Origin of the sequence: Rhodococcus ruber NBRC 15591 (assembly GCF_001894945.1) — a bacterium.
GTDB lineage: Bacteria > Actinomycetota > Actinomycetes > Mycobacteriales > Mycobacteriaceae > Rhodococcus > Rhodococcus ruber.
Map to the genome: position 1 here is coordinate 1 of NZ_BCXE01000014.1, position 14,403 is coordinate 14,403.

14 protein-coding genes are annotated in these 14,403 nt (G+C 71.7%); all 14 read left to right on the forward strand.

Going from position 1 to position 14,403, the window contains the following annotated elements:
* The first annotated feature begins 56 nt into the window (after positions 1–56).
* The 14 genes from RR3_RS09440 to scpB all read left to right on the forward strand — a co-directional run bounded on the left by RR3_RS09440 (position 57) and on the right by scpB (position 14,403).
* Positions 57–1,262 carry a tetratricopeptide repeat protein gene (locus RR3_RS09440; protein WP_072786395.1) on the forward strand — a complete coding sequence of 402 codons (1,206 nt, stop codon included), beginning with the start codon at positions 57–59 and terminating at the stop codon, positions 1,260–1,262.
* A complete protein-coding gene (locus RR3_RS09445; RefSeq protein WP_017682147.1) occupies positions 1,259–2,248 on the forward strand; it encodes an HAD-IIA family hydrolase in 990 nt (329 codons plus the stop codon). The genes RR3_RS09440 and RR3_RS09445 overlap by 4 nt, the downstream gene beginning before the upstream one ends.
* A 109-nt stretch (positions 2,249–2,357) precedes the next feature.
* Positions 2,358–2,525, forward strand: a complete 168-nt coding sequence (locus tag RR3_RS24895) for a hypothetical protein (protein ID WP_010596551.1) — start codon at positions 2,358–2,360, stop codon at positions 2,523–2,525.
* A 1-nt stretch (position 2,526) separates the two neighbouring features.
* Positions 2,527–3,351, forward strand: coding sequence for a TlyA family RNA methyltransferase (locus tag RR3_RS09455; protein WP_017682148.1), 825 nt, complete (start codon positions 2,527–2,529; stop codon positions 3,349–3,351).
* Positions 3,348–4,292 carry an NAD kinase gene (locus RR3_RS09460; RefSeq protein ID WP_010596549.1) on the forward strand — a complete coding sequence of 315 codons (945 nt, stop codon included), beginning with the start codon at positions 3,348–3,350 and terminating at the stop codon, positions 4,290–4,292. The genes RR3_RS09455 and RR3_RS09460 overlap by 4 nt, the downstream gene beginning before the upstream one ends.
* Position 4,293: 1 nt before the next feature.
* Entirely contained in the window at positions 4,294–6,087 is a 1,794-nt protein-coding gene (recN, locus tag RR3_RS09465) for a DNA repair protein RecN (RefSeq protein WP_064066768.1), read from the forward strand.
* A gap of 56 nt (positions 6,088–6,143) precedes the next feature.
* Positions 6,144–7,328 carry a putative cytokinetic ring protein SteA gene (steA, locus tag RR3_RS09470; protein WP_010596547.1) on the forward strand — a complete coding sequence of 395 codons (1,185 nt, stop codon included), beginning with the start codon at positions 6,144–6,146 and terminating at the stop codon, positions 7,326–7,328.
* On the forward strand, positions 7,325–8,275 hold the full coding sequence (locus RR3_RS09475) for a copper transporter (protein WP_010596546.1): 951 nt from the start codon (positions 7,325–7,327) through the stop codon (positions 8,273–8,275). Before steA ends, RR3_RS09475 begins: the two co-directional genes overlap by 4 nt.
* A gap of 160 nt (positions 8,276–8,435) precedes the next feature.
* Positions 8,436–10,220, forward strand: coding sequence for a CTP synthase (gene pyrG, locus RR3_RS09480; RefSeq protein ID WP_026138095.1), 1,785 nt, complete (start codon positions 8,436–8,438; stop codon positions 10,218–10,220).
* Between the two features lie 6 nt (positions 10,221–10,226).
* Positions 10,227–10,853, forward strand: a complete 627-nt coding sequence (locus RR3_RS09485; RefSeq protein WP_010596544.1) for an NUDIX domain-containing protein — start codon at positions 10,227–10,229, stop codon at positions 10,851–10,853.
* Positions 10,854–10,857: 4 nt separating this feature from the next.
* Positions 10,858–11,775, forward strand: a complete 918-nt coding sequence (gene xerD / locus RR3_RS09490) for a site-specific tyrosine recombinase XerD (protein WP_010596543.1) — start codon at positions 10,858–10,860, stop codon at positions 11,773–11,775.
* Positions 11,776–11,875: 100 nt separating this feature from the next.
* Positions 11,876–12,877: a ParA family protein gene (locus RR3_RS09495; RefSeq protein ID WP_010596542.1), complete on the forward strand. Its 1,002-nt coding sequence runs from the start codon at positions 11,876–11,878 to the stop codon at positions 12,875–12,877.
* A gap of 3 nt (positions 12,878–12,880) precedes the next feature.
* Complete coding sequence (locus tag RR3_RS09500; protein WP_010596541.1) at positions 12,881–13,720, forward strand: segregation and condensation protein A; 840 nt, start codon at positions 12,881–12,883, stop codon at positions 13,718–13,720.
* Positions 13,717–14,403, forward strand: coding sequence for an SMC-Scp complex subunit ScpB (gene scpB, locus RR3_RS09505; protein WP_017682152.1), 687 nt, complete (start codon positions 13,717–13,719; stop codon positions 14,401–14,403). Before RR3_RS09500 ends, scpB begins: the two co-directional genes overlap by 4 nt.

The window sequence follows — 14,403 nt, forward strand, 5'->3', positions numbered from 1 at the left end:
AGAGGGGACCCACCTGGTGGGTCCCCTCTCGTCGTTTTTCGTGAAAGGATTTTTCTGTGTCCGACAACAATGGTGAGCGTCGATCCTTCCGGGGTGGAGGGTCCACTCCCAGGTCGGGACGCGGAGACAGCGGCGAACGTCGCCAAGGCGGTGATCGGGGTCAGGCCCGCAGCGAGGACCGCCGGCAAGGATTCGCCGGCCGACCGGATCGCCGCGGCGAGGACCGCACGTTCCGCGGGGAACGCCGAAGTGAGGCACCCAAGGGCGCCGGGGACGACTCCCGGGAGGGCACCCGGTCCGAGCGACCCCGCAGCGACCGCCCGTCGGGAGACCGGCGAGACCGGCCCTACGGTGAACGGCGCGGCGAGCGTCCGCATCGAAGCACGAACGACGACCGCCGGGACGATCGGCGCACCGGTGACCGGCGTGACGATCGGACCCGGGATGATCGGCGCACCGGCACGTCCCGGGCCGGCCACGGACCCGAACAGCGGGACGGCAACGCCCCGCGCCGCCGCGGCGGCGAAGGCGGCTTCGGCCCGGGCCGGGGTCGGGAAGGCGTTCCCGCTGGACGTCGCGAATCTCGACCGGACGAGCCGGATCTTCCCGAAGACGTCGAGGCGTCGGAGCTCGATCCGACCATCCGCCGGGATCTGTTGAGCCTCGACAAGTCGAACGCCAACGCGGTGGCTCGGCACCTGGTCATGGCCGGCCGCCTCATCGACGACGACCCCCGTGTCGCCCTGGCTCATGCGCGTGCTGCGCGGCAGCGCGCCGGCCGCATCGCCGTGGTCCGGGAGGCAGCGGGCATCACCGCCTACCACGCCGGCGAATGGGCGGAGGCCCTGTCCGAGTTGCGGGCCGCTCGCCGGATGGCCGGTGGACCCGGATTGCTGGCGGTCATGGCGGACTGCGAGCGCGGACTCGGCCGACCGGAACGGGCGATCGAGCTGGGCCGTAGCGACGAGGCTCGGGCGCTGACCGGAGACGAGGCCACCGAACTGCGCATCGTCGTCGCGGGTGCCCGGATGGACCTGGGGCAGTTCGACCAGGCGGTGGTCACCCTGCAGACGCCGGAACTGGACGCCTCGCGCACCGGACCGTCCGCCGCGCGCCTGTTCTACGCGTATGCGGACGCGCTCGTGGCAGCGGGACGTACCGAGGACGGATTGAAGTGGTTCCTCAACGCCGCCGCCGCCGATCTGGAGGGGGACACCGACGCCGAGGAACGCGTCGCCGAGCTCACCGGAGAGGATCTGTGACCGGTACGCGCGCATCGTTGCGGACCCACTACGACGTCCTTCTGCTCGACCTGGACGGCACCGTCTACCGCGGCGCCGAAGCGGTGCCGGGCGCCCGCGAGGCCCTGTCCGAGGGGGCTGAGCGGTTGTTCTACGTCACCAACAACGCGAGCCGCCGCCCCGGTGAGGTCGCCAAACACCTGCGCGAACTCGGTTTCGCGGCCGACGAGTCGAACGTGGTCACCAGCTCCCAGTCCGCGGCCCGGCTGCTGGCGGAGCGGGTTCCGGCCGGCGCGCCGGTGCTGGTGGTCGGCACCGAAGCCCTCGTCGACGAGGTCGCCGGGGTCGGGCTGGTGCCGGTACGCTCCGCCGACGCCGACCCGGTGGCGGTCGTGCAGGGGCATTCCCCGGAAACCGGATGGGTCATTCTCGCCGAGGCGACGCTCGCACTGCGCTCCGGCGCGCTGTGGGTGGCGACGAACATCGACTCGACGCTGCCCACCGAGCGAGGTCTGGTGCTCGGGAACGGTTCCATGGTCGCGGCCCTGCGGTCGGCGACGGGACGTGAGCCGCTGGTGGCCGGCAAACCGGCCGCGCCACTGATCGAGGACGCCGTCGTGCGCAGCGGTGCCTCGCGTCCGCTCGTGGTCGGCGACCGGCTCGACACCGACATCGCCGGCGCGAATGCCGTCGGTGTCGATTCGCTACTGGTGCTGACCGGGGTGAGCACTGTCGCGGACCTGCTCCGGGCCCCGGCGGAGCAACGTCCCACCTATGTTGCGGACTCGCTCGCGAGTCTCGACGGCGAGGCCGCCGAGCTGCGGCCGGGCACGCGCGAGCCCCACGCGGTGTCGTTCGACGGTCGGGACGTGCATCTGGCCCCGCAACCGGCCGCGGACCCGATGGCTGCTCTTCGTGCCGTGCTCGACGTCGCCTGGTCCCATCCCGGCTTCGGTCGGGTCGTGGCGACGGACGACCTGCTGGCGCGGTGGGGAATGCCCCGCTGAGACCGTTCTGCGTGGTGTGCCGGTTCGTCACCGGCATGCACTAGCGTGGTCGATGATGAGCACGTCGATACCACGCCCAGGCGATCACCTTCCAGGCTCCCATCCGGGTATGGATCCTCGGTCGATCCACACCGATGTCGAGGGGCTGCTCACGCGTGCCCGCGACACCGCTGTCGGTGCGGCCGATCCGTCCGAGATCATCCCGCGGCAGGCGCAGCTGCTCGAACAGGCACACGACCTGCTCGTCCAGGCGCTCGCTACCGTGGACAAGATCTGACGTGGCCCGGCGAGCGCGAGTCGACGCGGAGCTGGTCCGTCGGGGCCTCGCCCGGTCCCGCGAGCACGCCGGCGAGCTGATCGCTGCGGGACGGGTCCTCGTCCACGGCACGGTCGCGACGAAGCCTGCGACGCAAGTCGATCCGGGGGCGCCCCTGTTGGTCACCGAGGTCGCCGACGAGGTGGAGTGGGCGTCACGAGGTGCTCACAAGCTGCTCGGCGCCCTCGAGGCGTTCACCGACCGGGGACTTCGGGTCGCCGGCCGGCGGTGTCTCGACGCCGGGGCCTCCACCGGGGGCTTCACGGACGTGCTGTTGCACGAGGGCGCACGGGAAGTCGTCGCCGTCGACGTGGGCTACGGCCAGCTGGTGTGGCGGCTGCAGTCCGACGACCGGGTCCGCGTGATCGATCGAACAAACGTGCGTAACATCGATGCGGACGCGATCGGGGGGCCGGTCGAGCTGGTGGTGGCGGATTTGTCCTTCATCTCGCTGAAGCTGGTGCTTCCGGCGTTCGTGCGGTGCGTGACCGCGGGCGCAGATCTGCTACCCATGGTCAAACCGCAGTTCGAGGTCGGGAAGGAGCGGGTCGGCAGTGGCGGTGTCGTCCGGGATGCGGCATTGCGGACCGAGGCGGTCCTCGACGTCGCGCGCGAAGCCCAGACTCTCGGGCTGCGTACCCTCGGGGCGGTGGCCAGTCCGCTGCCCGGTCCGTCCGGCAATGTCGAATACTTCCTGTGGCTGCGCGCCGGGGAACCGGGCCCGGCCGAGCCGGACGCGGACGTGGTCGAGCTGGTCGAACGAGCCGTGCAGGAAGGACCCCAGTGACCACAGATAGTGCAGCGCCCGGCCCGGAGCGCGCGACCCGCGAGGTCCTGCTCGTGTCCCACTCGGGACGGGTCGAGATCGCCGCGACGGCGCAGCGCACGGCGAAGATCTTCGGCGAGGCCGGCATCGGGCTGCGGGTGCTCGACGACGAGGTCGCCAGCACCGGTCTGGGTCCCCTGGCCGGACCCGAGGGCCGGGTCCGCATCGTCGAACCCGGACCGGACGCCGCCCGGGGTTGCGAGATGGTGATCGTGCTCGGCGGCGACGGCAGTTTCCTGCGCGCCGCCGAACTGGCCCAGTGCGCGACGGTGCCCGTGCTCGGAATCAACCTGGGACGCATCGGTTTCCTCGCCGAGGCCGAGACCGAGCATCTCGAGGAGGCGCTGGCACAGGTGGTGCGCCGCGAGTACCGGGTCGAGGAGCGGATGACGCTGGACGTCGCGATCCGGGTCGACGACGCGATCGTCGACCGGGGATGGGCGCTCAACGAGGCCAGCCTCGAGAACAAGTCCCGCCTGGGCGTGCTCGAGGTGGTGCTCGAGGTCGACGGTCGGCCGGTGTCGGCGTTCGGATGCGACGGAGTGCTGATCGCCACCCCGACCGGCTCGACCGCCTACGCGTTCTCCGCCGGCGGCCCGATCGTCTGGCCGGAACTCGAAGCGTTGCTGGTGATTCCCAGCAACGCCCACGCTCTGTTCGCCCGGCCCATGGTGACCAGCCCGGAATCGCTGATCGCCGTGGAGACCCTCGCCGGCAGCCACGACGGGCTGGTGTTCTGCGACGGCCGCCGCACCCTCGACCTGCCCGCGGGTGGGCGGCTCGAGGTGGTCCGCGGCAAGCATCCCGTGCGGTGGGTGCGCCTGGACTCGGCGCCGTTCGCCGACCGAATGGTGCGCAAGTTCGATCTTCCGGTGAAGGGCTGGCGGGGAAGGAGACTGTGAGGTGCTTGCCGAGATCCGGATCGACAATCTGGGGGTCATCTCCGAGGCGGGCGCCCAGTTCCACGGCGGTCTGACCGTCCTGACCGGCGAAACCGGAGCCGGCAAGACCATGGTCGTGACCAGCCTGCATCTACTGTCGGGGGTCCGCGCCGACCCTACCCGCGTCCGTGTCGGCGCCGCCCGCGCCGTCGTGGAGGGTCGGTTCTGCATCGACGCCGACGGCGGCTCGGGCGCGGCGGGCGCCGTGCCCAGCCACGTCGAGCGGGAGGTGGCGCGACTGCTCGAGACGACCGGCGCCCAGCGTGACGAGGACGGCAGCATCATCGCGGTCCGCACCGTCGGCAGCGACGGCCGCTCCCGCGCCCACCTCGGCGGTCGCAGTGTCCCGGTGGGGGTGCTCTCGGAGTTCACCGATCCGCTGCTGACCGTGCACGGCCAGAACGATCAGCTGCGGCTGCTGCGACCCGACCAGCAGCGCGCCGCGCTCGACCGGTTCGCCGGCAAGACGATCACGTCGCTGCTGTCGACGTACCAGGAACACCGCCGGCGCTGGCTGGCCGCGCGGGACGAACTACTCGAACGCACCGAGAAGTCCCGCGAACTCGCGCAGGAGGCGGACCGCCTGCGGTTCGCGCTCGACGAGATCGACGCGGTCGACCCGCAGCCGGGGGAGGACACCCGGATCGTGGCCGAGGTGCGCCGGCTCGGCGACCTCGATTCGCTGCGCGACTCCGCCCAGGGCGCACAGGCCGCGCTCGCCGGCGGCGACGGCGACGACGTGGGCGGCGCGGCGGCGCTGGATCTGCTCGGGGAGTCCCGGGCGCGCCTCGAGGCGGCCGAGGACCCCGCCCTGCGCGAGCTCGGGCCGCGGCTCGACGAGGCCATCGCCGTGGTCACCGACGTCGCGGGCGAGCTGTCCGGGTACCTGTCGGACCTGCCGTCCGATCCGGGTGTCCTCGAGACGTTGCTCGGCCGTCAGGCCGAGCTGAAATCGCTCACCCGCAAGTACGCCGCGGACATCGACGGCGTGCTCGCGTGGGCCCGCGACGCCCGTGATCGGTTGTCGCGGATCGACGTGTCCGCCGATGCGGTCGCCGAGCTCGCCGCACGCGCCGACCGTGAGGCGGCCGCGACCGCCGAAGCCGCCACCGCCCTCACCGCCGCCCGCAGGAAGGCTGCCGACAAGCTCGCCAAGGCGGTGAGCAAGGAGCTCTCCGGCCTGGCGATGGGACGGGCGAGTCTGGACGTGCAGGTGCGGGACCGGGAGGCGGGACCGCAGGACAGCGCACCTCTCAAGGTCGGCGGGCGGTTGCTGCACGCCGGCACGTCGGGTGTCGACGACGTCGAGTTCCGGCTCGCCGCGCACAGCGGCGCCCGGTCCCTGCCGATCGCCCGCAGCGCCTCCGGCGGCGAGCTCTCCCGCGTGATGCTCGCGCTCGAGGTGGTGCTGGCCGGATCCGAGCGCGGCGCCACGATGGTGTTCGACGAGGTCGATGCGGGGGTCGGCGGTCGCGCGGCGGTCGAGATCGGCCGGCGCCTGGCCCGGTTGTCCCGCACGCATCAGGTCATCGTGGTCACCCATCTACCGCAGGTCGCTGCATTCGCCGACACCCATCTCGTCGTCGACAAGGTCGACGACGCGGGCGGCGTCGTCAGCAGCGGGGTGCGCACCCTCACCGAGACCGAACGAGTCGCCGAACTCGCCCGCATGCTCGCCGGTCTCGGCGACACCGAGACGGGCCGGGCCCACGCCGAGGAACTGCTCGCCACCGCGCACGCCGAACGCCGGGGCTGATCCCGCCCCGGCGCGCCTCCGTTGCCCGACCGCGGCCCGGGTTCATCATCGATGCCATGAAGATGCCGGCGCTGCTGTCACGCAATAACGAAACGTTGCCCGGAGTGAGCGGCATTGCCCGGGTCGACAAGAACCAGACCAAGCTCCTGCGTCGGGTCGGTCCCGGCGACATCGTCGTTCTCGACGCCGTCGACATGGACCGCGTCACTGCCGACGCGCTCGTCGAGGCGGGAGTGACCGCCGTGGTCAACGCCTCGACGTCGATCACCGGCCGCTACCCGAACCTCGGCCCCGAGGTGCTCGTGGCCAACGGCATCGCCCTGATCGACAACACCGGTCCCGAGGTGTTCAAGAAGATCAAGGACGGCGCCAAGGTTCGCCTGCACGAGGGCGGGGTCTATTCCGGGGAGCGGCTGCTGATCCAGGGCGAGGAGCAGACCGAGACCGAGATCTCCGACCGCATGATCGAGGCGAAAACCGGTCTGGTCGACCACCTCGAGGCGTTCTCGGGCAACACCATCGAGTTCATCCGTTCGGAGAGCCCGCTGCTCATCGACGGGGTCGGAGTGCCCGACGTCGACGTGGACCTGCGCGACCGGCACGTGGTGGTGGTCGCGGACGGACCGGACCACGAGCAGGACCTGAAGAATCTCAAACCGTTCATCAAGGAGTACTCGCCGATCCTCGTCGGTGTCGGCACCGGCGCCGACACGCTCGTCCGCGCCGGGTACCGGCCGGATCTGATCGTCGGCGACCCGGACGAGATCGGCACCGAAACCCTCAAGTCCGGCGCCGAGGTGGTGCTGCCGGCCGATCACGACGGTCACGCGCCCGGTCTCGAACGGATCCAGGACCTGGGCATCGGCGCGATGACATTCCCCGCCACCGGCGCCCCCGCCGACCTGGCGCTGCTGCTCGCCGACCACCACGGCGCCGCCCTCGTCGTCACCGTCGGCAGCACCGTCTCGCTCGACGAGTTCTTCGACCAGGGCCGCCGTGACAGCAACCCGTCGGCGTTCATGACCCGGCTGAAGGTGGGCCCGAAACTGGTCGACGCCAAGGCCGTCGCCACCCTCTACCGCAGCCGCGTCTCCGGCGGGGTGATCGCCCTGCTGGTGTTCGCCGCGCTGATCGCCGTGATCGTCGCCCTGATCGTGTCCAACCTCGGCGGCGACGTCGTGGACTGGGCCGTGCAGAGCTGGGACAGCCTCGTGGTGTGGGTGCAGGGGCTGACCGCGTGATCTCGTTGCGTCACCACGCAATCTCGATCGCAGCAGTCTTCCTCGCCCTGGCCGTGGGCATCGCCCTCGGCTCCGGGCTGTTGTCGGACAGCGTCGTCGCCGGCCTGCGCGACGACCGGTCCGAGTTGCAGCGCCGGCTGCAGGACGCCGAGGACCGCACCAACGCGCTCACCGAGCAGCTCAACGCGGCGGACGGCTTCGACGCCGCCGTGTCCGGACGCATCGTGCGCGACACGCTCGCCGGTCGCACGGTGCTCATGATCGCCACCCCCGACACCGACCCGGCGGACCTGGACGCGGTGATCCGCACCGTCGAGGCCGCGGGCGCCGCCGTGACCGGCCGGATCTCGCTGACCGAGTCCTTCGTCGACGCCGCGGGCGCCGACCAGTTGCGCACCACCGTCACCAACGTCGTGCCCGCCGGGGTGCAGTTGCAGACCGGCGCCGTGGACCAGGGCAGCCTGGCCGGCGACCTGCTCGGCGCCGTGCTGCTCGTCGATCCGGCGAACGCGCAACCGCGCAGCACCCCCCAGGAACGCGACCTCGCCCTGTCCACGCTGCGCGGCGGCGGATTCGTCGCATACGACGACGGGACCGTCGAGCCCGCGCAGGCCGCGATCGTCGTCACCGGCGACGGGGAGGCCGGGGCCGAGGCCGGCGGTAACCGCGGCGCGCTGCTGGCCCGCTTCGCCGCCGCGTTCGACTCCCGGGGCGCCGGCACGGTCCTGGCCGGACGGCCCGGCGCCGCCGTCGGCAACGGGGCCGTTGCCGTGGTGCGGGCCGACGCGGCGCTGTCGGCCGGTCTGTCCACGGTCGACACCGTCGACCGCGAATCCGGCCGTATCACCACGGTGCTGGCGCTGCAGGAACAGCTCGCCGGGGTGTCGGGCCGGTACGGAACCGGGCCCAACGCCGGCGCCGTCACCGTCGGAACCGCCGCCCGCTGACGGGGCGCGCCGCGGCGGACGGTGTGATCCCCGTCCGATCCGGGCGAGTCGTGTACGCGGGACCCGCGGCAGGTGTTACCGTGAAGTTCCGTGGGTCGTGCAGGCCCCAGTTGTTCCGTCATCAGTCCGAAGTCCTGCACCAGACGTCACGGGAGCTTCTTTGCCACAGTCACGCCACTCGCGTACCGCCACCAAGCACATCTTCGTCAGCGGGGGTGTCGCCTCCTCGTTGGGCAAGGGGCTGACGGCATCGAGCCTGGGCGCTCTTCTCACCGCGCGCGGAATGCGCGTGACCATGCAGAAGCTCGACCCCTACCTGAATGTCGATCCCGGCACTATGAACCCCTTCCAGCACGGCGAGGTCTTCGTCACCGAGGACGGCGCCGAAACCGACCTGGACGTGGGCCACTACGAACGCTTCCTCGACCGCGATCTCAACGCCGCCGCCAACGTCACCACCGGCCAGATCTACTCCACGGTCATCGCCAAGGAGCGGCGCGGCGAGTACCTCGGCGACACCGTCCAGGTGATCCCGCACATCACCGACGAGATCAAGAACCGGATCATGGCGATGGCCGGCCCCGACAAGGACGGCAACGTTCCCGACGTGGTCATCACCGAGATCGGGGGAACCGTCGGCGACATCGAGTCCCAGCCCTTCCTCGAAGCGGCTCGCCAGGTCCGCCACGACGTCGGTCGCGGCAACGTCTTCTTCCTGCACGTCTCCCTCGTGCCCTACCTGGCCCCGTCGGGCGAGCTGAAGACCAAGCCCACCCAGCACTCGGTGGCGGCGCTGCGCAACATCGGCATCCAGCCCGACGCGCTGGTGCTGCGCTGCGATCGGGAGGTCCCCGCCGCCCTCAAGGCGAAGATCGCGCTGATGTGCGACGTGGACGTCGACGGCTGCATCTCCTGCCCCGACGCCCCGTCGATCTACGACATCCCCAAGGTCCTGCACCGCGAAGGCCTGGACGCCTACGTCGTCCGCCAGCTCGGCCTGCCGTTCCGCGACGTGGACTGGACCGTGTGGGGTGATCTGCTCGACCGGGTGCACCAGCCCCGCGAGACCGTGCGGGTCGCCCTCGTCGGCAAGTACGTCGACCTGCCCGACGCCTACCTGTCGGTCACCGAGGCGTTGCGGGCCGGTGGGTTCGCACACCGCGCCAAGGTCGACATCCGCTGGGTGCCCTCCGACGACTGCGAAACCGAGGCCGGCGCCCAGGCCGCGCTCGGCGACGTGGACGCGGTCCTGATCCCCGGCGGCTTCGGCATCCGCGGCATCGAAGGCAAACTCGGCGCGATCCGCTACGCCCGCACCCGCAAGATCCCGCTGCTCGGCCTGTGCCTGGGCCTGCAGTGCGTGGTCATCGAAGCGGCCCGCTCGGTCGGCATCGCCGACGCGAACTCCGCCGAATTCGACCCCGACACCACCCACCCGGTGATCTCCACGATGGCCGATCAGGAGCAGGCCGTCGCGGGAGAAGCCGACCTGGGCGGCACGATGCGGCTCGGCTCCTACCCGGCCGTGCTCACCAAGGGCTCGGTCGTCGCGCGTGCCTACGGCAGCGAACGGGTCTCCGAGCGGCATCGCCACCGCTACGAGGTCAACAACGCCTACCGCGACCGGATCGCCAAGTCGGGCCTGACCTTCTCGGGCACCTCCCCGGACGGGCATCTCGTCGAGTTCGTCGAATACCCCGCCGACGTGCACCCGTTCTTCGTGGCCACCCAGGCGCATCCCGAGCTCAAGAGCCGCCCCACCCGGCCGCACCCGCTGTTCTCCGCATTCGTCGCGGCCGCGCTGCGGTACAAGGCCGCCGAGCGGCTGCCGGTGGACGTGCACGGCGACGACGCCGACCACGCCCTGGTCGACGGCGGCGCCGCGGCGCCGACCGTGTCCGAGGACGCCACCGTGTCCGAGAACGCCACCGCCGGCGGCAAGTAGCCGACCGTGACGCAGCGACACGAGTTCCGGACACTGTCCACACGCCGGATCCACACCGGCGCCATCGTGTCGCTGCGCGTGGACCGGGTCGCCATGCCCGACGGGCACGAGGCCGAGCGGGAGGTGGTCGAACACCACGGCGCCGTCGCGATCGCCGCGGTCGACGCACAGGATCGGCTGATCCTCATCCACCAGTACCGCCACCCGCTCGGCCACCGCCTCTGGGAGCTGCCCGCCGGGCTGCTCGACGCGCCCGGCGAGGACCCGCTCGACGCGGCCCGCCGGGAACTCACCGAAGAGACCGGCCTGGCCGCCGCCCGCTGGGACCTGCTCGTCGACCTCGCCCTGTCCCCGGGGTTCACCGACGAGGCCGTGCGCGTATACGCGGCCCGGGACCTGTCCACCGCCGACCGGCCCGACCCCGAACACGAGGAGGCGGACCTCGAGATCTGCCGGGTCCCCGTCGACGAGGCCGTCGCCATGGTGCTCGGCGGACAGATCGTCAACGCCACCGCGGTCGCCGGAATCCTCGCTCTCGCCGCCACCCGCCGCGACGGGGCCCTGCGTCCCGCCGACGCCGAGTGGCCCGACCGGCCCCGCGCCCTGCTGCGCACCAAGAGCCTCGGGAACTGACGCCGTGCTGGCCCGACAGCTCGACGCCTACCTCGACCACCTCACCGTCGAACGCGGGGCCGCCCCCAACACCCTCGCCTCCTACCGCCGCGACCTCACCCGATACCTCGAACACCTCACCGACCTCGGCATCGCCGACCTCGCCGAGGTGCGCGAGGAACACGTCGGCGACTTCGTCACCGCGCTGCGCCGCGGCGACCCCGAACGCGGCAGGCCCGCCCTCGCCGCGAGCTCCGCCGCCCGAGCCCTCGTCGCCGTGCGCGGCCTGCACCGCTTCGCCACCACCGAAGGCCGCACCCCCGTCGACGTCGCCCGCGCCGTCAAACCCCCCGCCGCGGGCCGGCGCCTGCCGAAGGCCCTGCCGGTCGCCGACGTATCGGCCATCCTCGACGCCGCAGGCACCGGTGCCGACGGACCCCGGGACCTGCGCGACCGGGCGCTGCTCGAACTGCTGTACTCCACCGGCGCGCGCATCTCCGAGGCCGTCGGCCTCGACGTCGACGACCTCGACACCACCCACCGGTCGGTGCTGCTGCGCGGCAAGGGCGGCAAGCAACGCGTCGTACCGGTCGGCCGCCCCGCCCTGGCCGCCGTCGACGCCTATCTGGTCCGCGGCCGTCCCGCCCTGGCCACCGGACACACCCCGGCCCTGTTCCTCAACGCCCGAGGGGGCCGACTGTCCCGGCAGAGCGCCTGGCAGGTACTGCAGACCGCCGCCGGCCGGGCCGGAATCACCGCCGCCGTCTCCCCGCACACCCTGCGCCACTCCTTCGCCACCCACCTCCTCGACGGCGGCGCCGACGTGCGGGTGGTGCAGGAACTCCTCGGCCACGCCTCGGTGACCACCACCCAGATCTACACGCAGGTCACAGCCGGTGCGCTGCGCGAAGTATGGGCCGGGGCCCACCCCCGCGCCCGGTAGCCACCACGGCGGCAGGGCGTGTCCACGGCGCCATCGCACCATCCGAAGCGGTAGCGTTGACCCGACAGCCGAGCGAGCAGGACAGGGGGAGCAGGGGACAGTGGCGACACCACAACCGCCCGCAGCGGACACAGCGCCCGCGGCGGACACAGCGCCCGCCGCGAACACAGCGCCGGCCTCGCAGCACGCCCTGCTCCACGGCCGCCCCGACGTCGACGCGGCCCACACCGACCCGGACCCCACCCACACCGCGGAACCCGAAGCCGAACTCGGCCCCACCGGACGACCCCGCCGGTACGTCCCGGAACCGCAGCCGCTGCCCGGTCACGGACCCGCGAAGATCATCGCGATGTGCAACCAGAAGGGCGGGGTCGGCAAGACCACCTCCACCATCAACCTCGGCGCCTCCCTCGCCGAATACGGCCGTCGCGTCCTGCTCGTCGACCTCGACCCCCAGGGCGCCCTGTCCGCCGGACTCGGCGTCGCCCACCACGACCTCGACCTGACCGTGCACAACCTGCTCGTCGAACGCGGAATCTCCGTCGACGACGTCCTACTGCACACCCGGGTCGAAGGACTGGACCTGCTGCCGAGCAACATCGACCTGTCCGCCGCCGAAATCCAGCTCGTCTCCGAGGTCGGCCGCGAACAAGCCCTCGGCCGAGCCCTGTACCCCGTCCTCGACCGCTACGACTACATCCTCGTCGACTGCCAGCCGTCCCTCGGCCTGCTCACCGTCAACGCCCTCGCCTGCGCCGACGCGGTCATCATCCCGATGGAATGCGAGTACTTCAGCCTGCGCGGACTGGCCCTGCTCAACGACACCGTCGACAAGGTGCGCGACCGGCTCAACCCCAAGCTCAGCCTCGCCGGGATCCTCGTGACCATGTTCGACTCCCGCACCCTGCACGCCCGCGAGGTGATGTCCCGCGTCGTCGAGGTCTTCGGCGACCTCGTCTACGACAGCGTCATCGCCCGCACCGTCCGGTTCCCCGAAACCAGCGTCGCCGGCGAACCCATCACCACCTGGGCGCCGAAATCCGCCGGCGCCGAGTCCTACCGGGCCCTGGCCCGCGAAGTGATCCACCGCTCCGGCCGATAACCCGTGACCGTGGACAACCCAGGCCCGACCCCACCGGATCCGGCCCAGCCCGCCGCGACCCCCGCGGGATTCCAAGTACGACTGCGCAACTTCGAAGGCCCCTTCGACCTGCTGCTCACCCTGATCTCCCAGCACCGCCTCGACGTCACCGAAGTCGCCCTGCACGAGGTCACCGACGAATTCATCGCCTACACCCGCGCCCTCGGCCCCCGGATGGGGCTCGACCAGACCACCGAATTCCTCGTCGTCGCCGCCACCCTGCTCGACCTCAAGGCCGCTCGCCTCCTGCCCTCGGGCGACGTCGACGACCCCGAGGACCTCGCCCTGCTCGAGGCCCGCGACCTGCTCTTCGCCCGCCTGCTTCAGTACCGCGCCTTCAAACAGATCGCCGACCGGTTCGCCGAGTTCGAAGCCGCCGCCCTGCGCCGCTACCCCCGCACGGTCGCACTCGAACCGCAGTACGAAAACCTGCTGCCCGAGGTCGTCCTCGGCGTCGACGCGACCCGGTTCGCCGAGATCGCCGCCGCCGCCTTCCGGCCCAAACCGCCCCCGCGCGTCGGCCTCGACCACCTCCACACCCCCCGCGTCTCCGTCCCGGAACAGGCCGCCCGCCTGCTCACACTGCTGCGCGCCCTCGGCGCCGGCACCTGGGCCACCTTCGGTCACCTCGTCGCCGAATGCGACAACGGCCTCCAGGTCGTCGCCCGGTTCCTCGCACTGCTCGAGCTCTACCGCGAACGAGCCGTCACCTTCGACCAACCCGAACCGCTCGGACCGCTGCACGTGGCCTGGACCGGTGAGAACGACGACACCGTCACCACATTCGAGGAGGACTACGGGTGAGCAGCGCCACACCGGACCCCGATGCGCACGGACTCGACGCGGAACTGCTCGAGATGAGCGACGACGAACTCGCCGCCGCCCTCGAAGCACTGCTGCTCGTCGTCGACACCCCCGCACCCAACGCCCAGCTCGCCGACGCGATCGGCGTCACCGCCACCCGCGTCAAGACCACCCTGCACCGCATGGCCGCCGACCTCGACGCGCGCGGCTCCGGCATCGACCTGCGCTACGCCGGCGACGGCTGGCGCTTCTACACCCGCCGCGACTACGCCCCCTACGTCGAACGACTCCTGCAGGGCGGCGCCCGCACCAAACTCACCCGCGCCGCCCTCGAGACCCTCGCCGTCGTCGCCTACCGCCAGCCCGTCACCCGCGCCCGCGTCAGCGCGGTGCGCGGCGTCAACGTCGACGGCGTCATGCGCACCCTCCTCGCCCGCGACCTGATCGCCGAGGACGGCACCGACCCCGAGACCGGCGGCACCCGCTACGTCACCACCGAACTGTTCCTCGAACGCCTCGGACTGGCCTCCCTGCACGATCTGCCGCCGCTCGCGCCACTGCTCCCGGACGTCGATGTGATCGACGACATCAGCGAAAGTCTCGAGGCCGACCCACGATTTGCGAGAATGGGAAGGAACCCGCGCACCGAGGTCCCCTCGCCCGCGCCGTTCGATCCCGATTGA